The 22,977-nt window shown below is 46.1% G+C and carries 22 protein-coding genes, 1 tRNA gene and 2 pseudogenes; 1 reads left to right on the top strand and 24 read right to left on the bottom strand.

Annotated elements, in window-relative coordinates:
* Positions 1–22 precede the first annotated feature (22 nt).
* Both DCO16_RS04295 and DCO16_RS04290 read right to left on the bottom strand, forming a co-directional pair.
* A complete protein-coding gene (locus DCO16_RS04295; protein ID WP_173942505.1) occupies positions 23–682 on the bottom strand; it encodes a SprT family zinc-dependent metalloprotease in 660 nt (219 codons plus the stop codon).
* Positions 683–1,804, bottom strand: coding sequence for an NADH:flavin oxidoreductase/NADH oxidase (locus DCO16_RS04290; RefSeq protein WP_173942504.1), 1,122 nt, complete (start codon positions 1,802–1,804; stop codon positions 683–685).
* A 155-nt stretch (positions 1,805–1,959) separates the two neighbouring features.
* Here DCO16_RS04290 and DCO16_RS04285 point away from each other — a divergent pair, with 155 nt between their 5' ends.
* Positions 1,960–3,483 carry a CoA-acylating methylmalonate-semialdehyde dehydrogenase gene (locus DCO16_RS04285; RefSeq protein WP_173942503.1) on the top strand — a complete coding sequence of 508 codons (1,524 nt, stop codon included), beginning with the start codon at positions 1,960–1,962 and terminating at the stop codon, positions 3,481–3,483.
* 64 nt (positions 3,484–3,547) lie between these two features.
* Here DCO16_RS04285 and DCO16_RS04280 read toward each other — a convergent pair whose 3' ends face one another.
* The 22 genes and pseudogenes from DCO16_RS04280 to secG all read right to left on the bottom strand — a co-directional run bounded on the left by DCO16_RS04280 (position 3,548) and on the right by secG (position 22,955).
* Complete coding sequence (locus tag DCO16_RS04280) at positions 3,548–4,213, bottom strand: amino acid ABC transporter permease (RefSeq protein WP_173942502.1); 666 nt, start codon at positions 4,211–4,213, stop codon at positions 3,548–3,550.
* Positions 4,213–4,944 (bottom strand): amino acid ABC transporter ATP-binding protein, encoded by a 732-nt coding sequence (locus DCO16_RS04275; protein WP_173942501.1) that lies wholly within the window; start codon positions 4,942–4,944, stop codon positions 4,213–4,215. Before DCO16_RS04275 ends, DCO16_RS04280 begins: the two co-directional genes overlap by 1 nt.
* Positions 4,945–5,008: 64 nt before the next feature.
* Positions 5,009–5,662, bottom strand: coding sequence for an amino acid ABC transporter permease (locus tag DCO16_RS04270; RefSeq protein ID WP_173942500.1), 654 nt, complete (start codon positions 5,660–5,662; stop codon positions 5,009–5,011).
* 43 nt (positions 5,663–5,705) lie between these two features.
* Positions 5,706–6,458 carry a transporter substrate-binding domain-containing protein gene (locus DCO16_RS04265; protein ID WP_173942499.1) on the bottom strand — a complete coding sequence of 251 codons (753 nt, stop codon included), beginning with the start codon at positions 6,456–6,458 and terminating at the stop codon, positions 5,706–5,708.
* A gap of 91 nt (positions 6,459–6,549) precedes the next feature.
* Positions 6,550–7,086, bottom strand: a complete 537-nt coding sequence (locus DCO16_RS04260; protein WP_173942498.1) for a DUF1178 family protein — start codon at positions 7,084–7,086, stop codon at positions 6,550–6,552.
* A gap of 64 nt (positions 7,087–7,150) precedes the next feature.
* Complete coding sequence (locus DCO16_RS04255; RefSeq protein WP_217426698.1) at positions 7,151–7,750, bottom strand: NUDIX domain-containing protein; 600 nt, start codon at positions 7,748–7,750, stop codon at positions 7,151–7,153.
* A gap of 110 nt (positions 7,751–7,860) precedes the next feature.
* Complete coding sequence (gene nuoN, locus DCO16_RS04250) at positions 7,861–9,366, bottom strand: NADH-quinone oxidoreductase subunit NuoN (protein WP_173942497.1); 1,506 nt, start codon at positions 9,364–9,366, stop codon at positions 7,861–7,863.
* A 10-nt stretch (positions 9,367–9,376) separates the two neighbouring features.
* The gene (locus DCO16_RS04245) at positions 9,377–10,843 is read right to left on the bottom strand and encodes an NADH-quinone oxidoreductase subunit M (RefSeq protein ID WP_173942496.1); all 1,467 of its coding nucleotides are present in this window, start codon (positions 10,841–10,843) and stop codon (positions 9,377–9,379) included.
* A 24-nt stretch (positions 10,844–10,867) separates the two neighbouring features.
* Positions 10,868–12,917 (bottom strand): annotated as a pseudogene (gene nuoL / locus DCO16_RS04240) (NADH-quinone oxidoreductase subunit L).
* A gap of 2 nt (positions 12,918–12,919) precedes the next feature.
* Entirely contained in the window at positions 12,920–13,228 is a 309-nt protein-coding gene (gene nuoK / locus DCO16_RS04235; RefSeq protein WP_173942495.1) for an NADH-quinone oxidoreductase subunit NuoK, read from the bottom strand.
* A complete protein-coding gene (locus DCO16_RS04230) occupies positions 13,225–13,872 on the bottom strand; it encodes an NADH-quinone oxidoreductase subunit J (protein ID WP_173942494.1) in 648 nt (215 codons plus the stop codon). Before DCO16_RS04230 ends, nuoK begins: the two co-directional genes overlap by 4 nt.
* 21 nt (positions 13,873–13,893) lie before the next feature.
* Positions 13,894–14,385 carry an NADH-quinone oxidoreductase subunit NuoI gene (gene nuoI, locus DCO16_RS04225; protein WP_173942493.1) on the bottom strand — a complete coding sequence of 164 codons (492 nt, stop codon included), beginning with the start codon at positions 14,383–14,385 and terminating at the stop codon, positions 13,894–13,896.
* An 11-nt stretch (positions 14,386–14,396) separates the two neighbouring features.
* Positions 14,397–15,457, bottom strand: a pseudogene (gene nuoH, locus DCO16_RS04220) (NADH-quinone oxidoreductase subunit NuoH).
* A gap of 20 nt (positions 15,458–15,477) precedes the next feature.
* Positions 15,478–17,796, bottom strand: a complete 2,319-nt coding sequence (gene nuoG / locus DCO16_RS04215; protein WP_173942492.1) for an NADH-quinone oxidoreductase subunit NuoG — start codon at positions 17,794–17,796, stop codon at positions 15,478–15,480.
* Between the two features lie 33 nt (positions 17,797–17,829).
* Complete coding sequence (nuoF, locus tag DCO16_RS04210) at positions 17,830–19,128, bottom strand: NADH-quinone oxidoreductase subunit NuoF (protein WP_173942491.1); 1,299 nt, start codon at positions 19,126–19,128, stop codon at positions 17,830–17,832.
* Entirely contained in the window at positions 19,125–19,631 is a 507-nt protein-coding gene (gene nuoE / locus DCO16_RS04205; protein ID WP_173942490.1) for an NADH-quinone oxidoreductase subunit NuoE, read from the bottom strand. The genes nuoF and nuoE overlap by 4 nt, the downstream gene beginning before the upstream one ends.
* Before the next feature lie 23 nt (positions 19,632–19,654).
* A complete protein-coding gene (locus tag DCO16_RS04200; protein ID WP_173942489.1) occupies positions 19,655–20,908 on the bottom strand; it encodes an NADH-quinone oxidoreductase subunit D in 1,254 nt (417 codons plus the stop codon).
* A gap of 3 nt (positions 20,909–20,911) precedes the next feature.
* On the bottom strand, positions 20,912–21,511 hold the full coding sequence (locus DCO16_RS04195) for an NADH-quinone oxidoreductase subunit C (RefSeq protein WP_173942488.1): 600 nt from the start codon (positions 21,509–21,511) through the stop codon (positions 20,912–20,914).
* 3 nt (positions 21,512–21,514) lie between these two features.
* Positions 21,515–21,997: a NuoB/complex I 20 kDa subunit family protein gene (locus DCO16_RS04190; RefSeq protein ID WP_011902891.1), complete on the bottom strand. Its 483-nt coding sequence runs from the start codon at positions 21,995–21,997 to the stop codon at positions 21,515–21,517.
* Between the two features lie 5 nt (positions 21,998–22,002).
* A complete protein-coding gene (locus tag DCO16_RS04185; protein WP_173942487.1) occupies positions 22,003–22,362 on the bottom strand; it encodes an NADH-quinone oxidoreductase subunit A in 360 nt (119 codons plus the stop codon).
* 107 nt (positions 22,363–22,469) lie between these two features.
* Positions 22,470–22,554 (bottom strand) — tRNA-Leu (locus tag DCO16_RS04180).
* Positions 22,555–22,607: 53 nt separating this feature from the next.
* Positions 22,608–22,955 (bottom strand): preprotein translocase subunit SecG, encoded by a 348-nt coding sequence (gene secG, locus DCO16_RS04175; protein WP_173942486.1) that lies wholly within the window; start codon positions 22,953–22,955, stop codon positions 22,608–22,610.
* Positions 22,956–22,977: the final 22 nt, after the last annotated feature.

Here is a 22,977-nt window from a genome sequence, read left to right as displayed (position 1 = left end):
TTGAGTAGGTATGAGTTGTAGATTAACTGATAGCACGACGAATATCATCAGTCTTGATTTTTTTGCCGTTGACGGATTCAGTATCGTGGTCTTGGGTATTTTCAATTGTTTCAGTGACTGTTTCTTGCATCCGAATGTTATCTTTTGGACAAATCGGTGCGCCATAGGTAGCCCATTTTTTTAATAAGGTCACTTCATAGCCGCACTGACCGCATGTGGCTTTATTGCGACTGGCATTACTCGGTCTTGGGGGTGGAAAGTGAATTGCTTGATGAGGATATGGGCCAAGCTCTTGGCTAATCATCATCAATCGCACAACCAACTCCTCAGTAGCATGCGCCATTCTTGCAGGCCCTTCTAAGCCAACAGTCTGAGCAATTCCCTTAAAGTCCTCGCCGTGCCCACTAAAGCAATCATCCACTGCGTGACAAAGCTCATGCACCAGAGTGTCGAGTAATTGAACGGGGTCATCTAATTTAGGAGAAATAAAAATCTCATTCACACCGCCGCCTGATCGCTCACGGGGCCAGCATTGGCCAAGCGTTGTTCTAGGACTGCTCGATGCTGGAAAGCCACAAGATACTCTTACGGGTGGAATGGCATAACCCGCTTTAGAAAACACTGGCTCTAAATGTTTAACGGCATCCTGCAACCAGGATTCTCTTACGGAGTGCTGCTTCATCTATCGCTGCCCAATTTTAACGTTTCCAAAAATAGCTTGGGCTGCTCTTGGAAGGCAGCGCCAGTAGCGCTCATTCGATGGCACTACACCGTCTAATGCTGCCGCAGCTTCCCATGCCCAACGGGGCTTGTATAAAAAAGCTCTGGCTAAGGCAATCAAGTCTGCATCCCCTGCTTGCAAAATATCCTCTGCTTGCTGGGGCTCCGTAATCAGACCTACGGTCATCGTAGGCAGTCCAGATTGATCTTTAACGATTTTGGCAAAGGGGACCTGGTAGTTCGGCCCAATTGCAATTTTTTGCAAAGGAGATATACCACCAGACGAGATGTGAACAAAATCACATCCCAAGGGTTTCAGTTGACTTGCAAAGTCAGCGGTTTCTTCTGGAGTCCAGCCACCTTCGATCCAATCACTGGCAGAAATTCGAATGCCTAAGACCCCTTGATAGGCAGCGCGTACTGCTTTAAATAATTCCATAGGAAACCGAATTCGGTTTTCATGTGAACCGCCATATTCATCGGTCCGTTGATTGGCAATCGGCGAAAGAAACTGATGCAAGAGATAGCCGTGAGCACCATGCAATTCAATCCCATCAATACCGATGCGTGTGGCACGCTGCGCTGCTACTACAAAAGCAGCGATTAATTCCTTAAGCTCTACTTTTGAAAGCTCATGCGGCAAGCGCTCACCATCAAGCTGAGGAATGGCTGAAGGCGCGCTTGTCTCCCAACCACCTTGATCTACTGTCAGCAACTGACCGCCATCCCAAGGGGTGGCACTAGATGCCTTGCGGCCAGCATGCGCTAACTGAATAAATACCGGCGTCGCTGGTGCCAACTGACGGGCACGGCTGAGCTTGTCGTTTAGAGCTGCTTCAGTGGCCTCATCCCATAATCCGAGGCAAGCTGGCGTAATCCGGCCCTCTGGAGTGACTGCGGTTGCCTCAATAATAAAGAGCCCAGCGCCGCTATTAAGGAGATTACCCCAATGCATCAGATGCCAATCCTGAGCCTCACCGTTCACTGCGGAATACTGACACATCGGTGCCACCACCACCCTATTTGCTAGGGCTAATGCCCCCTGCGGAGAGCTCAAGCTATAGCTTGAAAAAAGCAGACTCATATACGTACCTTTAAATACCAAACCCGGAATAGAAACCCAAAATATGCTGAAAGCGATAAAATAAGAAGAGTAGGATAAACGAGTGCCCCATGATCCGCAGGGATTTACGCCAGTCCCTTGATTGAACTTTTAACAGAATAGACATTAAATAACATATGAAGAATGCTCCACAAGCCTTTGAATCAAAAGAAGATATTGGTCACTTTGTTGGCGGTAAGCTGATTCAGCCACAGGCTGGACGCTTTGCTGATGTCTTTAACCCCTCTACAGGGGCGGTTGCAAGACGGGTTGCCCTAGCGAGCCGCAAAGAGGTGGATGATGCCGTGGCGCTTGCCCAAACAGCCTTTGAGACTTGGGGTCAGACCTCACCCCTGCGTCGGGCTCGCATCCTATTTAAGTATCTGGATCTATTAAACGCACATCGTGATGAATTAGCCGCCATCATTACCGCAGAGCATGGCAAAGTGTTTACCGATGCCCAAGGTGAAGTGACTCGCGGTATTGAAATTGTGGAGTTTGCTACAGGCATTCCGGAACTACTTAAGGGTGATTACACCGAACAAGTCTCTACTGATATTGATAACTGGGTAATGCGCCAACCTTTAGGCGTCGTTGCTGGCGTCACTCCTTTTAACTTTCCGGTAATGGTCCCAATGTGGATGTTCCCGGTAGCTATTGCTTGTGGCAATACCTTCATCCTCAAGCCAAGCCCAACAGACCCTTCTGCCTCGCTATTGATGGCGAAGCTCTTAAAAGAGGCTGGATTGCCAGATGGCGTATTTAATGTCATTCAAGGCGATAAAGAGGCCGTAGATGCCTTAATTGAAAATCCTGACGTCAAAGCAGTGAGTTTTGTAGGCTCAACCCCCATAGCAAACTATCTCTATGAGCGTTGCGCCCATTTTGGTAAGCGCTCGCAGGCCTTAGGTGGTGCCAAGAATCACATAGTAATCATGCCGGATGCAGATATAGATAAAGCTATTGACGCCCTGATTGGAGCGGCTTATGGCTCTGCTGGCGAACGTTGCATGGCAATCTCCGTAGCGGTACTAGTTGGTGATGCGGCAGAAAAGATCATGCCAAAACTGATTGAGCGCACGAAAACCCTCAAGGTCAAGAATGGCATGGAGCTCGATGCTGAAATGGGTCCAATCGTTACCCAAGCTGCCTTAGAGCGAATCACGGGATATATTGAGAGTGGTGTTGCTTCTGGTGCCAAACTCTTAGTAGATGGTCGTGGCTTAAAAGTGCCCGGCCATGAGAAGGGATTTTTTATCGGCGGCACCCTATTTGATAACGTAACTCCCGATATGAAGATTTATCTGGAAGAGATTTTTGGACCAGTACTTTCTTGCTTGCGTGTTGCTAACTTTACCGAGGCACTTAACCTAGTGAACTCCTGTGAGTTTGGTAATGGCGTTGCCTGCTTTACCAGCGATGGCAATATTGCCCGAGAATTTGCCCGTCGCGTTCAGGTAGGTATGGTTGGTATTAATGTACCCATTCCGGTACCGATGGCGTGGCATGGCTTTGGTGGTTGGAAAAAATCCCTCTTTGGAGATATGCATGCCTATGGCAAAGAAGGTGTACGTTTCTACACCAAGCAAAAGAGTGTGATGCAGCGCTGGCCCGAGAGTATTGCTAAAGGGGCGGAGTTTGTAATGCCAACCTCTAAATAACCAGTAACAAATAGTATTTAGTAAATAGCGATCTTCGGATCGCTATTTTTTTGATCATCCACGCCTAGGCTGGAATGAAGTAGCGTCTCTCAATCATGCGCGCCAATAAAACGATGATTGATACTAAGGCCAAATAAACTAATGCGGCTAGCAGATAGGCCTTGAAGAATTGAAAGTTGCTCGCAGCCAATTCCTGTACACGAGCAAAAAATTCTGTGTACTGAATCAAGAAAGCGACTGAACTATCTTTGAGATTAGAGATCACTTGATTAGTCAGCGCGGGAATAGATAGGCGCAGCACTTGGGGAAGCGTAATCCACTGAAAGATTTGCAGTCGATTAAAGCCTTGGGCACTAGCTGCTTCTAGCTGTGTTTTATCTAGGCCGTTATAAGCAGTAGTTAAATAGGCAGCGTTATAAGCAGCTACATTAAAAGTAAAACCAATAAAAGCAACAGTAAATGGGGAAAGCCGTATATCCCATTGAGGCAGCCCGTAATACATTAAAAATAGTAGAACAATTAATGGCATACCAATAAAGAATGAGATATAAGCATTCGTGATGTAACGGACCACAGGACTTTTATTCAGCGTCAGGTAGAACACAACAATACCCAGTAATAGGCCGGAAATACTCACTAGAGCAGCTAGTTGCAAGGTGTTGAGTAAGCCAGTCAGGATCAAAGGCATCTGCTCAAGCAGATCCCTCAGGAAAGCACTTGAAGCGCCCATTAGAACACTTGCTCTTTTTGAAAGAATGCCTGAATCTGTGGATCTGAGTGCTGACTCAATACCTCAATACGATCATCCGCACGAATCACGCCTTGATCCAAGAACATCACCTTGTCAGCAATATTACGTGCCAAATGAAGATCATGGGTAACACAAATCATCGTAATACCATCTTCATGTAGGCGATTGATCAGGTCGGCAACATCTCGCGACATGACAGGGTCTAAGGCTGAAGTGGGCTCATCAAGCACAAGCACGGCGGGATCCATCGCCAATGCACGCGCAATCGCTACCCGCTGCTTTTGCCCGCCGGAAAGTTGCGAGGGATACTTCTGTTGATGCATGGTCATATCAAAATTCGATAGTTCGAGCAACGCTTTTTCTTTTGCCTCAGCTGGCGTCATGCCATGCAATTTACGCAGTCCTAGAGTAACGTTCTCTAAAACATTTAAGTGGCTATACAAAGCAAATTGCTGGAACACAAAGCCTATTTGCTTTCGCAACTCTCTCACATCGACACTAGGACCCAGTACTTCTTTACCTCTAAAAAGAATGGATCCTGAGGTAGGCTCAACTAAGCGATTGAGGCAACGCAATAAGGTCGACTTACCTGAGCCCGAAGCCCCCATCAGGACACGCACATCTCCATCATGGAGGTCAAGATGAATATTAGATAGCACGGTTTGGCCATCAAACTCCTTAACGAGATCCCTCACCTCCATTAATGCCATGGGCTAGCCTCGTTTAATAATAAGTAGTCTAGAGAGTGCCCTAGGGTACTGATAAACTGAATGTTCATGCTGGTTGGATGCCTGGAATCTGGTATCGCTTACTCAGCAGTTGAACCCCAAATAAGCACACTCGATAAATCATAAAATAAAGAACACCCACAGCCAAGTAGATCTCTACTCCACGTAATGTGGTTGCAGTAAGGGTCATTGCTTGCTTAGTTATTTCTGGAATGCCGACGGTATAAGCGAAGGGTGAATACTTTAATACGGAGGTAAATTCATTCACCATGCCAGGTACAGAAAACCGCAGCATCTGTGGCAGCTCGATATACCAAAGTACCTGAATACGGCTCATCCCCATAGCCTCGGCAGCAAGGACTTCATTCTTGTCGATAGAATTAAACGCACCCCTAAAGACCTCTGCCAAATATGCCGAAGCTACTAAGCCGAGACTTAAAGCCATGGCCATCAATGGAGGGACTTTAAAACCAATACTGGGTAAACCAAAATACACCATGAAGAGCAATACGAGTACCGGAACCCCCCGAAATACATAGGTGTAAAAATCAATCCAAGGCACTACCCATTTGTATTGAAGATGGCGCAAGCTGGCTAAGGTCAGACCCACCAGCAAGCCCGTCGAAGAGCACACCAGTGTCACGACAACAGTATAAGAAACTCCTTGCGCCAATTGAGCAAGGATATCCAGAAAGGTCACTCCTTAAGCTCTCAATGAGTTTCTATAGATAAGAGGAAGTGATTTATTTCATCCACTTATCTAGTATGGCCTTAATTTTCTCAGGACCAATTTCATTGAGGTACTTATCAAAATCATCACGTAACTTAGAGCCTTTAGCAAAAGCAAACCCAAGCTTATCAAAGCCTGTGAATACATAGCTACTTTGAATCGGTAAATCGAGCTTGTTTTGATAATTTAAGAAAACCGGCTCTTCAATAAACGCTAGATCCAAATTACCGTTTTGTAAATCGGTAATGACTTCAGCATAGGAGGGATAGAGTTTGACCTTACTGAGTGAGTAGTAACCCTTTGGCTCTAAATCATTCTTGATCAAATCATCATATGCCATACCCCGTGGATAACCAATGGTGTATTTTTTAAGTTGATTTAAATCGGTAATTTGAATATTTTTCTTCTTGGTACTCACCAGGTGCCATGCGTTGTCATAGTAAGGCTGAGAAAAATCCATAGCCTCTTTGCGCTTATCCGTAATCGAAATCCCAGAAAAAGCAACGTCCGCTTGACCACTAGAAACAGCACCGAGCATTCCTGCCCAGTCGTATGGTGTGACTTTTAATGTACAGCCGCGGGACTGGCAATAGCCTTGGAAAATATCCATATCCACACCCACAGTTTGACCTTTGTCATCAAATAGCATGGGGGGTGATGCAGGTGATACTGCCACCTTAATCTCTTTTGAATCGGGAGTTTTAGAGCAAGCCAAAATGGATAAAGCCAAAATACTTGCAGTCAGTGCTAAAAGAAAGCGTTTCATGTGGTGTTACTCCTATCCTCAGTTCTCGATTAGGCCGCGCTTATTTGAGCTTTGGCATTTGCCAAGTATAGGATAAATCAGGGGTAGTCTGCTACTGCAAGGTATTTTTAAAGGCAGGCAACATCGGCACCGCCATTACATCGATACCTTCATCACGCAAAGCTTCAGCTTCGTCCAAAGTGGTATGCCCACGAATACTTCTCTCAGGGGATTCTTTATAGTGAATTTTTCGAGCCTCTTCGGCAAATCCCTCACCCACATCCTCAGAGCGCACCATCAGCTCACGCATTCCCTTTAAAAAGGCGGCCTGCACTTTTGCCTCCAATTGAGAATGGTCCTGACCGGTCATCGCAATAACATCTCCAGTTAATGGCGTACTTGCCTTAGCTACCCCAGTGTTAATAGCTCCGTCAGGAGTTCCGACAGTTAACTCAGTAGATCCGGAGTCACGCTGACTAGTCCCTGATCTGGCGATGTGTGGGGCTGAAGGCATCCTCTGAATCTCGGTGCTGTCACAAAGAGGGCAGGCAAGCATTCCGGTATCTTGCTGATCAAGACAATCCTGTTCAGAGGCAAACCATCCCTCAAAGCGATGGTCCAGCGGGCAAGCGAGGTTATAAACTTTCATAAGACCTATATCGGGGCATAAATGTTAAATTCAACACCCTCATTTTAATAGGATTTTCAAAGTACTAGCTGAGCGGCACAGGCTTGACTAAGCCACGCCGATAGCGATCCAGCCAATAGGCAGAAATCGTGGTTTTGACATCAGTAATCTCACCCTGCTCTACCCACTCTATTAACTGCTCTAAAGGCGCAGCAAATACATCCAAAAACTCTTCCTCATCTAAGTGGCTTTTTCCAGAAACCAGACCTTCAGCTAAGTAGATATCAATAAATTCTGTTGAATAAGAGATCACCGGATGTATACGGCGGATAAAACTCCAAGAAGTAGCGCGATATCCGGTCTCTTCTTCCAACTCACGCTGTGCGCATAGTAGGCGATCTTCACCAGGCTCTAGCTTACCTGCAGGAATCTCCAAGCATGCTTTTGCAATCGGATAGCGGTACTGGCGCTCCATCAATACCCTGCCATCGTCCAAGATTGCCAAGATGGCAACAGCGCCAGGATGCGTTAAGTACTCACGAATTGCCTGCTTACCATTAGGCAAACCTACTTGATCACGCTTCATCTTCAGAAAGATGCCGTCGTAGATATCCTCGCCAGAGAGGCGCTCTTCTTTCAAATGCTGATCGCCAGTCGGAAGATCTTTAAAGAATTTTTCAGTCATCAGTAAACTTTCATAGGCAGATTAGCCATAATACAAAATCTAAATGTCATTAAAGCAAAAGGCTCCTAGCAGGAGCCCTTCTTTAGCTTATTTGCTTGCTAGTAAACAGCCTAAGTACCCAATAAAGTGCGGCGCATGGTATCTAAGCAAAGTGCCATCAAGCTAGCAGGGAAAATCCCTAAGGCAAGGACAGCAATCGCATTGAGACCCAAAATCCCGCGAGCAAATCCAGATCCAGAGATTTCAGAAGCGTGCTCTTCTTTAGGCTCATCAAAGTACATGATCTTCACCACTCTCAGATAGTAGAAAGCGCCTATCAAGGAAGCAATCACCGCAATCACTGCTAAGGCAGTGTACTCAGCATCTACCAAGGCTTCTAATATTCCCAGCTTTGCAGCAAAGCCAACCGTTGGCGGAATACCTGCCAGGGAGAACATCATCACCAAACCGATAAATGCAAACCAAGGGTGGCGTTTATTTAAGCCTTTGAGATCATCTAAGGTCTCGCAATCATGACCCTTACGAGATAACATCATTAAGAGACCGAAGCTTCCCAAAGTCGTTAAGACGTAAGTAATTGCATAGAACATCGATGCACTAAAAGCATGGTCATCAAATACTGAAAGCATTCCAAGCAATACAAAGCCCATTTGCGCAATCGCAGAATAGGCCAACATACGCTTAATATTCGTTTGAGCAATTGCGGTCACATTGCCTAGCACCAAAGACAATACCGCTAATATGATCAACATCGGCTGCCAATCGCCCAGCAGTGGTAATAAGGTATTTACTAGCAAACGGAACAGCAAGGCAAATGCAGCAATCTTAGGGGCTGCAGCAATCATCAGAGTCACTGCTGTTGGCGCACCTTGATAGACATCCGGTACCCACATATGAAATGGCACTACCCCTAACTTGAACGCTAAGCCAGAGACAATAAATACCAAACCAAAGGCCATCACCAAGTGATTAACACGGGGGTCGGCAACGGTTCTAAAGATCTCTACTAAATCTAATGAGCCAGTAACGCCATAAAGCATCGACATGCCATATAACAAGAAGCCTGATGCTAGGGCACCTAAAATGAAATACTTCACAGCAGCCTCAACACTCTTCTCGTGACTGTGACGCATCGCTACTAAGGCATACGTAGGCAAAGCCATCAGCTCAAGACCTAGATACAAAGTGAGAAGGTTAGAGCCCGAGATCAATACCATTTGACCTAGTAAAGCTAGCAATACCAACACAATAAAATCAGGACGGAACAAGGCACGATCTTTAAGGTACTGTTTGGAATATATCAAGCTCACTAAGATGGCACCGCATGAACAGGCTTTTAAAAGATTAGAGATCGGATCGGATTGAAATAGGCCATTCATAGCCAATAAAGATTCGTCACCTATACGGGCAACAAAAGCAATAATCAAATAGACCAGCAAAATAATAGAAAAGAAATATACAAACCCTACACCACGTGGTGTATGGAAAATATCCTGCTCTACACCTGGTGTAGCAACTTGACGCTCAGGAACAAAAGCACTGATTACCAGCAAGAGAGTAGCCGCTACCAGTAAAACAAGTTCTGGCAGGATGGCGTATAGGTCGAATGCTTGCATATGCTTTTACTCAGAGTTTGCTGACAGCAACATGCTGCAACAGGTGAATAACGGATGGATGAATCAGGTCAGTAAATGGCTTTGGATAAACGCCCATACCAATCACACAAATAGATAGCACGGTCATCATGAAATACTCACGTGCATTCAGATCTTTTAATGCTGCAACATGTTCATTGGCAATGGGACCAAAAAATACTCGCTTCACCATCCATAGTGAGTAAGCAGCACCCAATATCAAGGCGGTAGCAGCCAAGAGGCCAATCGTAAAGTCATAATCTACCGCTGCCAAGATCACCATGAACTCACCCACGAAACCTGAAGTAGCCGGCAAACCGCAATTGGCCATCGCCATGAGTACTGCAAATGCCGTGAATGCTGGCATGCGATGGACTACGCCACCGTAATCTGCAATTTGGCGAGTATGCATACGGTCATATAAGACACCGATAGACAAGAACATAGCACCAGCAATAAAGCCATGCGAAATCATTTGGACAATACCGCCCTCAATACCGAGCGGACTAAATAAGAAGAATCCGAGGGTAACAAAACCCATATGCGCGACGGATGAATAGGCGACCAGCTTTTTCATATCTTGTTGCACAAGGGCTACTGCACCGACATAAATCACCGCCACCAAGGATAAGAAAATAATGAATGGCCCGAGGTACTGACTGGCATCTGGCGCAATCGGTAGCGAGAAACGCAGGAAACCATAGGCACCGAGTTTCAACATAATGGCAGCCAGTACAACAGAGCCCCCCGTTGGCGCCTCAACGTGTACATCTGGCAACCAAGTGTGCAATGGCCACATGGGCACTTTGACTGCAAACGCCATGAAGAATGCAAAGAACAATAGAATTTGTTCAACGATGTCTAGGCGAGCATTATGCCAAGCCAAGATATCAAAGGTATTGGTCACGTTGTACAGGTACAGTATGGCCACTAAGGTTAATAAGGAACCCAACAAGGTATACAAGAAGAACTTAAATGCCGCATAGATGCGGTTATGACCGCCCCACACCCCAATAATGATGTACATCGGGATCAAGGTTGCTTCAAAGAATACATAAAACAGCAAGGCATCTAGAGCAGCAAACACACCAATCATCAGACCCGAGAGGATCATGAATGAAGCCATGTACTGCGATACCTTCTTATCTATCACCTCCCAAGCAGCAATCACCACAAAAATATTAATAAAGGCGGTCAGCACAATAAACCATACTGAGATGCCATCAATACCTAAGTAGTAATTAATGTCGTAACGTGGAATCCAGCTGATCTTTTCCACAAATTGCATGCCGGGGTTAGCAACATCAAAATTGATGATGAGCGGCAATGTCGCAAGGAATCCCAATACTGAACCTACTAGCGCCAACCAACGGACTCCTGCACTAGGCTTATCCGAGCCGTAAAACAAAATAATGATTCCAAAGAAAATTGGAATCCAGATGGCGAAAGAAAGAATCATGATAGCAATTTAAATAACAAGGGTCTAGCGAACAAAAGGCAAGTAGGCATACAAAACCCAGGCCAGCAATACCGCTAGGCCTGCAATCATTGCAAAGGCATAGTGATACAAATATCCAGATTGCAAATGACGAATCACTGCGGAGAAGCGTCCCACGGCATAAGCACTTCCGTTAACCAAAAAGCCATCAATAGCCTGTTGATCTCCGCGATGCCACAAAACGCGTCCAATCCAAAGAAGACCCTTGGCAAATACTGTCTGGTTTAAATCGTCTAAATAGTATTTGTTATCCAAGAGCTTCTTTACAGGGGCTAGTGCTTGTGCAAACTGAGCGGGCAACTTTGGCGCCCACAGATAGCCAATCGCAGCAGCCAACACACCTAACACTAGGAGTAACAAAACGGGAGAGGTAAAGGAATGGATCGCCATCGCTACAGGACCATGAAATGCTTCAGAGATCTCTTTCATGGCTGGATGCTTGGCCAAATCGATGAAGATAGAATCACCAAAGAAGGTACCGAACAATAATGGCGTAATGGTGTAGTAACCAATAATCACGGATGGAATCGCCAAGAGTATGAGAGGCAAAGTCACTACCAATGCAGACTCATGGGGCTTCTCTCCAGGTGCTAAGCCATGATGCGCATGGTCATCGCCCTGCTCTGCATGGGCATGATGGTGAGCATCGGCATGACCCCAGCGAGATTTGCCATGGAACACATAAAAATATAGGCGGAATGAATACAGCGCTGTAACAAATACACTCGCCATCACGGCGAAGTATGCAAAACCAGCGCCAGGAATATTACTAGCGGCAACCGCTTCAATAATCGAATCTTTTGAATAGAAGCCAGAGAAGAATGGCGTACCGATGAGTGCAAGGCTTCCTAGCAACATCATCAAACAGGTGACGGGCATGTATTTCCAAAGGCCACCCATCTTGCGCATATCTTGCTCGTGATGCATGCCCAGAATCACACTACCTGCACCAAGGAACAACAAGGCTTTAAAGAAAGCATGGGTCATTAAATGGAAGATAGCAACTGGGTAAGCAGAAACACCCAGTGCAACGGTCATATAGCCAAGCTGCGACAGAGTGGAATACGCTACTACGCGCTTGATATCGTTTTGCACAATACCGAGAAATCCCATGAAGAGCGCTGTAATCGAACCAATCACCAAGATGAAACTCAAGGCCACATCAGAAAGCTCAAATAAGGGGGACATGCGTGACACCATGAAGATGCCCGCTGTCACCATCGTCGCCGCATGAATCAATGCAGAAATTGGTGTTGGACCTTCCATGGAGTCTGGCAACCAGACATGCAAAGGAAACTGAGCTGATTTACCCATCGCTCCAATAAATAGGCAGATACAAGCTACTGTCAGCAGATTCCAACTCGTACCAGGCAAGGTTTGGGCCGCTAATGCGGTGTTCTGAGAAAAGATCACATCGTAGTTCAAGGAGCCAGTACCAGCTAACAGAATGCCAATGCCTAAAATAAATCCAAAGTCACCTATGCGGTTTACCAAAAAAGCCTTCATATTGGCAAAGACAGCCGACTGACGCTCGTAATAAAAACCAATCAATAAATAAGATACGACGCCAACTGCTTCCCAACCAAAAAATAGCTGCAGAAGGTTATTACTCATCACCAGCATCAGCATCGCAAAGGTAAAGAGCGAGATGTAAGAGAAGAAGCGGTTATAACCCTCCTCCCCTTTCATATAGCCAATGGTGTAGATGTGGACCATCAAAGAAACAAAGGTCACGACACACATCATGGTAGAGGTCAGTGGGTCGATTAAGAAACCAATATCCAGATTGAGTTCGCCCAACTCCATCCAACGATATACCGTACCGTTGAAATAGAAACCGTCCATCACCTGAACCAATACAAAACAGGATAAGACGAACGCAACGGTAACGCCCAAAATAGTCACAAACTGGCAAGCACCATGACCAATGCGATTACCACCTAATTTAGTACCAAAAAAACCTAGCAATCATCGAACCCAATAATGGCGCCAAAGGAATTGCGCAAAGAACAGGAAGCGTTAAGGTTAATTGCATGACTAGCCTTTTAAATGATCAAGGTCTTCAGCATTGATGGTGTCAACTTTGCGGAAGAGCACAACCAAAATAGCCAAGCCGATAGCTGCTTCAGCAGCAGCGACAGTCAAAATAAAGAATACAAACACTTGACCTGCCATATCCCCCAAATAATGAGAGAAGGCAATAAAGTTCATATTTACCGACAACAGCATGAGTTCAATTGCCATCAAAAGCACGATGACATTCTTACGATTTAAGAAAATGCCAACCACACTAGTTGAAAACAAAATGGCACCGAGTACTAAGTAGTGCGCTAGGGTAATAGTCATTGCTTTTCCCCTCGTGAATCTTGCTTGGCACCCATATCAGAATCCATTTTTACAATTCGCATCCGATCAGCAGCATTGACATTGACTTGCTCATGGATGTTTTGAGATTTGGAGTCTTTGCGGTTTCGCAATGTCAGAGCCACCGCTGCAATAATTGCAACAAAAAGTATTACACCAGCAACCTCAAATGCATAGACGTAATCAACGAAGATCAACATGCCTAGAGCTAAAGTATTGTTTGCCATGATGTCTTCAGGCATTTGCTGAACTGGTGCGTTTGTACCAACAAAGCTCCGAATCAAGACGATCGATAGCTCCAGCACAATCACGGCACCCATCAAAAAGGCAACCGGTAAATATTTCTTAAAGTCGCGACGGAGATGCTCAAGGTCCAGATCTAACATCATCACCACAAACAGGAAGAGCACCATCACCGCACCGACATAGACCAGGATCAAAGCCAAACTCAAAAATTCAGCCTTAAGCAGGATCCATAAACCAGAAGCGCAGAAGAAAGCCAAGATCAAAAACAGTGCAGCATGCACGGGATTTCTAGCAGTCACGACTCGCAATGCTGAAAACACCAAAAGTCCAGCAAAGGCATAAAAAAATACCGCAAATAATGTAGAAGGATCGAATGTCATCAGTTCTTGTACTCGATTCGATTAACGATAAGGTGCATCAGCTGCGCGGTTCACGGCAATATCTTTTTCATACTTATCGCCTACTGCCAAAAGCATATCTTTGGTGAAGTACAAATCACCCCGCTTATCGCCAAAGTATTCGAAGATGTTCGTTTCAACAATGGCATCGACAGGACAAGCTTCTTCACAGAAGCCACAGAAAATACATTTAGTTAAATCAATGTCATAGCGACTAGTACGACGTGTGCCGTCATCGCGCTCTGCGGTTTCAATCGTAATGGCATACGCTGGGCAGACTGCTTCACATAATTTACAGCCAATACAACGCTCTTCGCCGTTTTCATAACGACGCAACGCATGCAAACCGCGAAAACGCGGTGATTGCGGTGTCTTTTCTTCAGGATACTGAATCGTAATTTTGGGCTTAAAGAGATAGCGTCCGGTAATCGACAAACCCGTGAAGATATCTTTGAGCATCAAGCTATCAAGGAATTGGGAAATTTTCTTAAACATAATTAGTCAACTTATTTCCAGATATTCCATGGGGAAACAACCCATGCACCAACAACTATCACCCAAAAAATGCAAATTGGAATAAAACCTTCCAACCTAAACGCATGATTTGATCGTAACGATAGCGCGGCAACGTCGCACGTAGCCAAATAACACACGATAAAAGGATAAATGTCTTGGCAAACAACCAGAAGAATCCCGGGATATCCCGCAAGATCGGCAGATCCACAATAGGTAACCAGCCGCCTAAGAATAGGGTTGAAGCTAGCGCTGCAATTAAGATCATGTTGGCATATTCAGCCAGGAAGAACATAGCGTATGCCATGCCAGAATATTCCACCATATGACCGCCAACAATCTCAGACTCTCCTTCGACAACGTCAAAGGGGTGACGATTGGTTTCAGCAACGCCAGAGATAAAGTAGATCAAGAACATTGGAAATAATGGCAACCAGTTCCATGACAAAAAGTTCAGCCCCATGTCAGCAAAAACGCCTTGCTCTTGCGAGACCACAATAGCGCTGAGATTGAGTGAACCCGATGTCAACAACACTGTCACTAAAGCAAAGCCCATGGCGATTTCATAAGAGATCATTTGTGCAGAAGCACGCATGGCACCCAAGAACGGGTATTTTGAATTCGATGCCCAGCCAGCAAGAATGATGCCGTACACACCCATGGAGGAGATGGCCATCACATAGAGCAGTCCAGCATTGATATCTGCCAGCACCATCTTTGCCTGAAAAGGAATTACGGCCCATGCTGCAAACGCGGGCATGATCACCATCACAGGGGCAATAATAAATAGCGCCTTACTTGATCGCGCCGGAGAAATAATCTCCTTCATCAAGAGCTTCAATGCATCAGCAATAGGCTGGAGTAGTCCTAGCGGACCAACGCGATTGGGGCCAATACGAATATGCATCCAACCGATCAGCTTTCTTTCCCACAGAGTCATATAGGCAACGCAGGCAAACAAGGGCAATACGATCACAATAATACGAATGAGTGCCCATACGACAGGCCATAGCACACCAAAAATAGCCTCGCCTTGGGTAGTGATGACGTTCAAGAACTGATCCACTCTGCTCTCTATGCTCTCATCACTGAAATAGGACCAAACATTGATCCTAATTGCCCGCTAGCCAAAGTTCCAGCAGAAATTCTGACAGCGCCTGCCGCTAAATTCATCTCTAGGCTCGCAGGCAAAGTAACAGACTGACTTCCTTGGCTGACTTGTACCGCGTCACCCTCTTTCAGGCCTAGCTGAGCAAAAAGCGCTTGGCCTAAGCCAGCGTGATTGCCGCGCTTAGCATCCCGCGTTAATTGCAAAGCAGGCGCACGACGAACAATCGGATCACCGCTATAGATAGTGACATCAGATATACGCTCCAAACCATCGGTTGCCGCACTACCTGCAGCGATCGTAATAGGTGCTGAACTTTGGTTGTTGAGAAGCGAAGAGCAATCTTCAGCTAGTGCATCGGCCAATACTTCTTCGGGCATATTGAATAAGAAGCCGTCAAGATTTAATAAACTACCCAGTGCACGAATCACTTTCCAGGCAGGACGAGCATCACCTAAAGGTTTTACAGCGGGCTGAATCGTTTGTGCAAAGCCTTCTGCATTCACAAAAGTCGACACTGTCTCGGTAAAAGGAGTAATGGGCAAAATCACATCTGCCACTTCTAAGAGATCAGCACTCTTATAAGCACTTAAAGCAATCACCGTATTAGCTTTAGCCAATGCAGCACGGGCTAGTGCAGGATTCGGTAAATCGGCATCTGGTTCGATGTTCATTAACAATACAGCGCGGCGCTCACCAGACAGCACGGATTCAACACCAGCACCATTGGCTTTTACAAGACTCGCACCTACTGCATTTCCGCCAACCGGTAAAAAGCCCAAGGTAGCGCCTGTTTGAGCGGCAATGAATTGCGCCAAGGCATGCAAGCTAGAAGCCTGTGGATGCGCTTGCGCAGCTGAACCCAGAAGCACTGCTGTGGATTGTCCGGAAAGTAGGCTATCAGCAATCGCTTGCGCTACTGAAGAAATAGTGTTCACCGTTACGCCTGCAGGCAATGAAGCAGACTTTGCTTTGGCAACTGCAGAAGCAACTTCAGCCAGGGCGTTTACCCAAGCACTCGGAACCGTTTTCACACTGATCGCATTTAATATGAGCCAGTCATCACCACCCGCATCAATCCGATGGACTTGAAGACCGCGTTTAGTAGCAGTACGCAAACGCGCAGCAATCAGTGGCTGATCCTTACGTAAGAAGCTGCCAATCACGAGGGCACGATCGAGCTCACTTAATTGAGCAATAGGCATACCTAACCAAGGAGCTGAGGCAGCGCCCTTCACATCTATTTGACGCAGACGGGTATCCACTTGGCTAGATCCCAAGCCACGAATCAATTTTTGCAGTAGATGCAATTCTTCTGCACTAGAAATAGGATGGGCAAGTGCTGCAATGGACTCCGGTCCACTTTCTGCAGCAATAGTAGTAAGAGAATGCGCTACATAATTCATAGCGGACTCCCAATCAGTCTCAAGCCACTGACCACCCTGCTTCACCATAGGACTAGTGATGCGATCTGTGCTATTTAAGCCTTCATAAGCAAAACGATCACGGTCACTAATCCAGCAATCGTTGATCGCTTCATTTTCCAAAGCCACCACACGCATGACTTTGTTAGCTTTAGTTTGAACCGTAGTATTTGCACCCAAACTATCGTGTGGGCTGACTGAGCGTTTGCGGCCCAATTCCCAAGTACGCGCAGCGTAGCGGAAAGGCTTACTGGTCAAAGCGCCTACAGGGCAGATATCAATCATGTTGCCGGACAACTCTGAATCAATGGTTTGACCTGAGAAGGTAGTAATTTCAGAATGCTCACCACGGTTAACCATGCCCAATTCCATCACGCCAGCGACTTCTTGGCCAAAACGAACGCAACGCGTGCAATGAATACAGCGGGACATCTCTTGCATAGAAATGAGTGGTCCTACATTCTTATGAAAGACAACCCGCTTCTCTTCCTCGTAGCGTGAAGCGGATTTTCCATAGCCTACAGCTAAATCTTGTAATTGGCACTCACCACCTTGATCGCAAATCGGGCAATCTAATGGGTGATTAATCAGCAAAAACTCCATGACGGAACGCTGAGCCTCTAAAGCCTTAGCAGAATGCGTAAATACTTTCATGCCTTGGGTAGCTGGCGTTGCACAAGCAGGTAATGGCTTAGGCGCCTTCTCTACCTCAACTAAACACATACGGCAGTTAGCAGCAATCGATAATTTCTTGTGATAGCAAAAGTGAGGAATATACGTACCGAGTTTATTGGCGGCGTGCATCACCATCGAACCTTGCGGAACTTCAACTACCTTGCCATCTAATTCGATTTCAACCATGCTCACTGTCAGCTATCCCGTACTCAATATCTTTTATAAAGGTTGTGCAGAATCTAAGCAGCGCTTATGTTCTACGTGATACGCAAATTCATCCATATAGTGCTTCAACATGCCACGTACTGGCATTGCCGCTGCGTCACCTAAGGCGCAAATAGTGCGACCCTGAATATTGGCTGCTACGTCATTTAATAAATCTAAATCTTCAGGACGTCCCTGACCATGTTCAATACGATGCACAATCCGCCATAACCAACCCGTACCCTCACGACATGGGGTGCACTGACCACAAGATTCTTCGTGATAGAAATAAGATAAGCGCTCTAAAGCACGCACCATGCAACGGGTCTCATTCATGACGATCACTGCGCCAGAACCCAACATGGAACCTGCTTTTGCAATACCGTCGTAATCCATGGTGACATCCATCATTTGCGCACCAGGAACAACAGGGGCTGAAGAGCCGCCAGGAATAACGGCTTTAAGAGCAATACCATCACGCATTCCACCAGCCAGTTTTAGCAGTTCAGCAAAGGGCGTACCCAATGGAACCTCATAATTACCTGGATGAACTACATCACCCGAGACTGAGAAAATCTTGGTACCGCCATTATTGGGCTTACCCAACTCTAAATAGGCCTGTCCACCAATCGCCATGATGAAGGGCACGGCTGCAAATGTTTCTGTGTTGTTAATAGTTGTCGGCTTACCGTACAGACCAAAACTGGCTGGAAACGGCGGCTTAAAGCGGGGCTGCCCTTTTTTACCCTCAAGCGATTCTAAGAGTGCAGTTTCTTCACCGCAAATATAAGCGCCCCACCCTGGTGATGCGTGTAGCTGAAAATTAAACTCACTACCTAAGATTTTGTCACCTAAGAAACCAGCAGCGCGAGCCTCTTCCAGAGCTTCTTCAAAACGAAGATACTCTTGCCAAATCTCACCGTGAATGTAGTTGTAGCCTACCGAAATGCCCATAGTGTAGGCACCAATAATCATGCCCTCAATCAAAGCATGGGGGTTGTAACGCATGATGTCGCGGTCTTTAAATGTGCCGGGCTCACCCTCATCACTATTACAGACTAAATACTTTTGACCTGGGAACTGGCGTGGCATGAAACTCCACTTCAACCCAGTTGGGAAGCCTGCACCACCGCGACCCCGCAATGAAGACGCTTTTAACTCCGCAATGATCGCATCCGGGGCTATTTTTTCTTCAATGATGCGGCGCAGTTGTTGATAACCACCGCGACTCACATAATCTTTTAAGCGCCAGTTATCACCATTCAGTCCCGCAAGAATCAAAGGCTTTATGTGTCTATCGTGCAGACTGCTCATGTGGCTTTTCCTTCTGCACGAAGCTCATTCAACAGCACATCAATCTTTTCATTACTCATGAAACTACACATACGCTTGTTATTCACTAACAACACGGGAGAGTCCCCACAAGCCCCCATGCACTCACCCTCCTTGAGGGTAAAGGTGCCACAAGGCGTGGTCTCGTTATAGCTAATACCTAAAGTTTCTTTTAGGTGGTTAGCTGCTGTTTCACCATGCTTTAACTGGCATGGCAGATTAGTGCAAATAACTAACTTATATTTACCAATCTGCTTGGTGTCATACATATTATAAAAAGTGGCGACTTCATCTACCGCGATCGTTGGCATCTCAAGAATTTGGGCAACCGTCTCGATCACTTCGGGAGAAACCCAACCTAATTCAGTTTGAGCGGCAATTAAACAGGCCATCACTGCGGACTGCTTATGCTCAGGTGGATATTTAGCAATATTGCGTGCAATATCAACCATGGTTTTATCGGAGAATGAAATAGTAGTAGTCATGAATCGTTCTATATCACGCTGTATTAGCGGTCAATCTCCCCAAACACAATATCTTGGGTACCAATAATAGTTACGGCATCAGCCAACATATGGCCACGGGACATTTCATCCATAGCGGAAAGATGTACAAAGCCTGGAGCACGAATTTTTAAGCGATAAGGCTTATTGGCGCCATCAGAAATTAAATAAATTCCGAACTCGCCCTTGGGATGCTCAACAGCGGAGTAAGCCTCACCATTTGGCACATGAATACCTTCAGTAAAGAGTTTGAAATGATGAATTAACTCTTCCATATTGGTTTTCATATCTACACGGCTAGGTGGAGATACTTTATGGTTATCACTCATCACGGGACCATCATTTGCTTTGAGCCATGCAACACACTGCTTAATAATGCGATTGGATTGACGCATCTCTTCCATGCGCACTAAGTAACGATCATAGGAATCGCCATTCACACCAACAGGAATATCAAAATCAAGCTTGTCGTAAGTTTCGTAGGGCTGCTTCTTACGCAGGTCCCACTCGATTCCGGAACCACGCAGCATCGGACCTGTGAAGCCCAGTTGCAATGCGCGCTCGGGGCTCACTACACCAATACCTACTAAACGCTGTTTCCAAATTCGATTATCTGTCAACAGATTGCAATACTCATCCACATTGCCATCAAAACGCCCGGCAAAGGATTCAATAAAATCTAATAAGGTGCCGCTGCGGGTGTCGTTCAAGCGCTGGATTGCAGCAGCACTGCGAATCTTGTTCTGAGAAAACTGAGCCATCTGTGAAGGCAGATCGCGATACACGCCACCTGGACGATAGTAAGCAGCATGCATACGAGCACCCGAAACCGCTTCGTACATATCGAAAATATCTTCACGGTCACGGAAGGCGTATAAGAACACTGCCATCGCACCGACGTCTAAACCATGACAGCCAATCCACAACAAGTGATTCAATAAACGTGTTAACTCATCAAACATCACACGGATGTACTGGGCACGCAAAGGCACATCGACCTGCAGCAATTTCTCAATCGCCATTACATAGGCATGCTCGTTGGCCATCATCGAGACATAGTCCAAACGATCCATGTAAGGAACGTTCTGAATCCAAGTGCGGGTCTCGGCTAATTTTTCAGTAGCACGATGCAATAAACCGATATGCGGATCAGCACGCTGAATCACCTCACCATCTAGCTCAAGTACTAGGCGAAGAACGCCGTGCGCTGCCGGATGTTGAGGTCCAAAATTGAGGGTGTAGTTCTTAATTTGTGCCATGGCTTAAACCGGGCCTCCGTATTGCTCTTCGCGAACAACGCGCGGCGTAATCTCACGGGCTTCGATGGTGACAGGCTGATAGACAACGCGCTTTAACTCAGGGTCATAACGCATTTCTACATTGCCAGAGATCGGGAAATCTTTTCTAAATGGATGGCCAATGAAACCGTAATCCGTCAAGATACGACGCAAGTCATCGTGACCGTCAAACAAAATACCGTAGAGGTCAAATGCCTCGCGCTCAAACCAATTCGCAACAGCCCAGACTGGAGTGACAGATGCCACCAGAGGATACGTATCTTCTGCTGCAAATACGCGCACACGCAGACGCCAGTTATGTGCCAATGACAACAAATGGGAAACCACCGCAAAGCGCTGACCACCCCACTGACCATCTTTAAAATCTAAATAATCTACGCCACACAAATCAATCAATTGCTCAAACGCTAATGAGGGATCATCGCGCAACAACATAGCGGATTCAAAATAAGTCTCAGCATGAATAACAATAGTTACTTCACCTAAAGCTGTCTGAACGGAATGCAGACGCTTACCTAAGACTTTTTCTAAATTGGCTGAAAGCTGAACTAAACGATCTGACATGGCTTAGGCTTTGCGCGCAATCGTACTAGTACGTGCAATTTTTGACTGCAGCTGAATAATTCCGTAAATCAAGGCTTCTGCAGTCGGCGGGCAACCTGGAACGTAAATATCGACGGGCACGATACGATCGCAACCACGAACTACTGAATACGAATTATGGTAATAACCGCCGCCATTGGCACAAGAGCCCATAGAGATCACCCAGCGAGGCTCGGGCATTTGGTCGTACACCTTGCGAAGTGCTGGAGCCATCTTGTTACATAAAGTACCGGCCACAATCATCAAATCTGATTGACGAGGTGATGGGCGAAAGACTACACCAAAGCGATCTAAGTCATAACGGGATGCGCCTGCATGCATCATTTCGACGGCACAGCAGGCAAGGCCAAACGTCATGGGCCATAAAGAACCATTACGCGTCCAGTTAATCAACTGATCCGCAGTGGTGGTCACAAATCCTTCTTTAAGTACGCCTTCAAGTGCCATAGTAATTATTCCCAGTCAAGGGCGCCCTTTTTCCAGATGTACACAAAACCTGCAACAAATACCAGGAGGAACACCACCATGGAGGCATAACCAAACCAACCTATTTCACGCAGAGCTACGCCCCAAGGAAATAAAAAAGCAGTTTCAAGGTCAAAAAGGATAAAAAGGATGGCAACCAAGTAATAGCGGACGTCAAACTTCATCCGCGCATCTTCGAATGCTTCAAAACCACATTCGAATGGAGAAATCTTTTCAGCATCCGGCTTTGAAGGAGCAAGCGCCTTTCCTAGCAATACAGGCGCAATGCCAATCCCGATACCCACAAGGATAAAAAGTAGAACGGGAAGGTAATTAGCGAGATCCAAAATAGTCCTGAGCGATACGTCTAGAAAATCCTAAGAAGTAAAAATTATCAACCATTACAGCAAATAAAGCCTTGATTTAAAGCATTAACCCTACAATTCCTGCAGTTTGGTGCCGACGGCGAGACTCGAACTCGCACAGCCTAAGCCACTACCCCCTCAAGATAGCGTGTCTACCAATTTCACCACGTCGGCATCTTGCAAAACTTGTCAATTCTACTGCATTGCAACACTTAAAAGCCTATTTTTTACCTTGGAACAGCGGGTTTAGTCGGATCCTGAACCGGAGCAACAGGCGCCACTGAAGGGGCTGCTACTGGGGCAACGGTTCCTGATAAAACACCAGGACTGACTTCCTTTTTATTGCTTAGCCAGGTAATGCCCAAAGTGCAAACAAAAAAGACCACCGCAAATACTGCGGTTGCATGAGAAAGGAAGTTGGCAGAGCCACTAGAGCCAAAGAGGCTTCCGGACGAACCAGAACCAAATGCCGCCCCCATATCAGCGCCCTTACCTTGCTGCAGCAATACCAGCAAAATGACCGCTAAAGCAGAGATGATCTGCAACACGATTAATAACGTCTTCAACCATTCCATGGTTTATCTCCCAATAAAAAAT

The organism is Polynucleobacter antarcticus (genome assembly GCF_013307245.1).
Taxonomy (GTDB): domain Bacteria; phylum Pseudomonadota; class Gammaproteobacteria; order Burkholderiales; family Burkholderiaceae; genus Polynucleobacter; species Polynucleobacter antarcticus.
Note: the sequence above shows the minus strand (reverse complement) of the source record. Positions and strands in the feature narration are given on the sequence as shown.

Coding starts and splice junctions, on each gene's coding strand:
- nuoI (WP_173942493.1), bottom strand. CDS start 14,385: ATGTTTAAGAAAATTTCCCAATTCCTTGATAGCTTGATGCTCAAAGAT.
- secG (WP_173942486.1), bottom strand. CDS start 22,955: ATGGAATGGTTGAAGACGTTATTAATCGTGTTGCAGATCATCTCTGCT.
- DCO16_RS04190 (WP_011902891.1), bottom strand. CDS start 21,997: ATGGCACTTGAAGGCGTACTTAAAGAAGGATTTGTGACCACCACTGCG.
- DCO16_RS04275 (WP_173942501.1), bottom strand. CDS start 4,944: ATGGCATTAATGGAGGTGAGGGATCTCGTTAAGGAGTTTGATGGCCAA.
- nuoE (WP_173942490.1), bottom strand. CDS start 19,631: ATGACTACTACTATTTCATTCTCCGATAAAACCATGGTTGATATTGCA.
- DCO16_RS04290 (WP_173942504.1), bottom strand. CDS start 1,804: ATGAGTCTGCTTTTTTCAAGCTATAGCTTGAGCTCTCCGCAGGGGGCA.
- DCO16_RS04265 (WP_173942499.1), bottom strand. CDS start 6,458: ATGAAACGCTTTCTTTTAGCACTGACTGCAAGTATTTTGGCTTTATCC.
- DCO16_RS04280 (WP_173942502.1), bottom strand. CDS start 4,213: ATGGGCGCTTCAAGTGCTTTCCTGAGGGATCTGCTTGAGCAGATGCCT.
- nuoF (WP_173942491.1), bottom strand. CDS start 19,128: ATGAGCAGTCTGCACGATAGACACATAAAGCCTTTGATTCTTGCGGGA.
- DCO16_RS04195 (WP_173942488.1), bottom strand. CDS start 21,511: ATGTCAGATCGTTTAGTTCAGCTTTCAGCCAATTTAGAAAAAGTCTTA.
- nuoK (WP_173942495.1), bottom strand. CDS start 13,228: ATGACTATTACCCTAGCGCACTACTTAGTACTCGGTGCCATTTTGTTT.
- DCO16_RS04200 (WP_173942489.1), bottom strand. CDS start 20,908: ATGGCACAAATTAAGAACTACACCCTCAATTTTGGACCTCAACATCCG.
- DCO16_RS04230 (WP_173942494.1), bottom strand. CDS start 13,872: ATGACATTCGATCCTTCTACATTATTTGCGGTATTTTTTTATGCCTTT.
- DCO16_RS04295 (WP_173942505.1), bottom strand. CDS start 682: ATGAAGCAGCACTCCGTAAGAGAATCCTGGTTGCAGGATGCCGTTAAA.
- nuoN (WP_173942497.1), bottom strand. CDS start 9,366: ATGCAAGCATTCGACCTATACGCCATCCTGCCAGAACTTGTTTTACTG.
- DCO16_RS04255 (WP_217426698.1), bottom strand. CDS start 7,750: ATGACTGAAAAATTCTTTAAAGATCTTCCGACTGGCGATCAGCATTTG.
- DCO16_RS04285 (WP_173942503.1), top strand. CDS start 1,960: ATGAAGAATGCTCCACAAGCCTTTGAATCAAAAGAAGATATTGGTCAC.
- nuoG (WP_173942492.1), bottom strand. CDS start 17,796: ATGGTTGAAATCGAATTAGATGGCAAGGTAGTTGAAGTTCCGCAAGGT.
- DCO16_RS04260 (WP_173942498.1), bottom strand. CDS start 7,086: ATGAAAGTTTATAACCTCGCTTGCCCGCTGGACCATCGCTTTGAGGGA.
- DCO16_RS04245 (WP_173942496.1), bottom strand. CDS start 10,843: ATGATTCTTTCTTTCGCCATCTGGATTCCAATTTTCTTTGGAATCATT.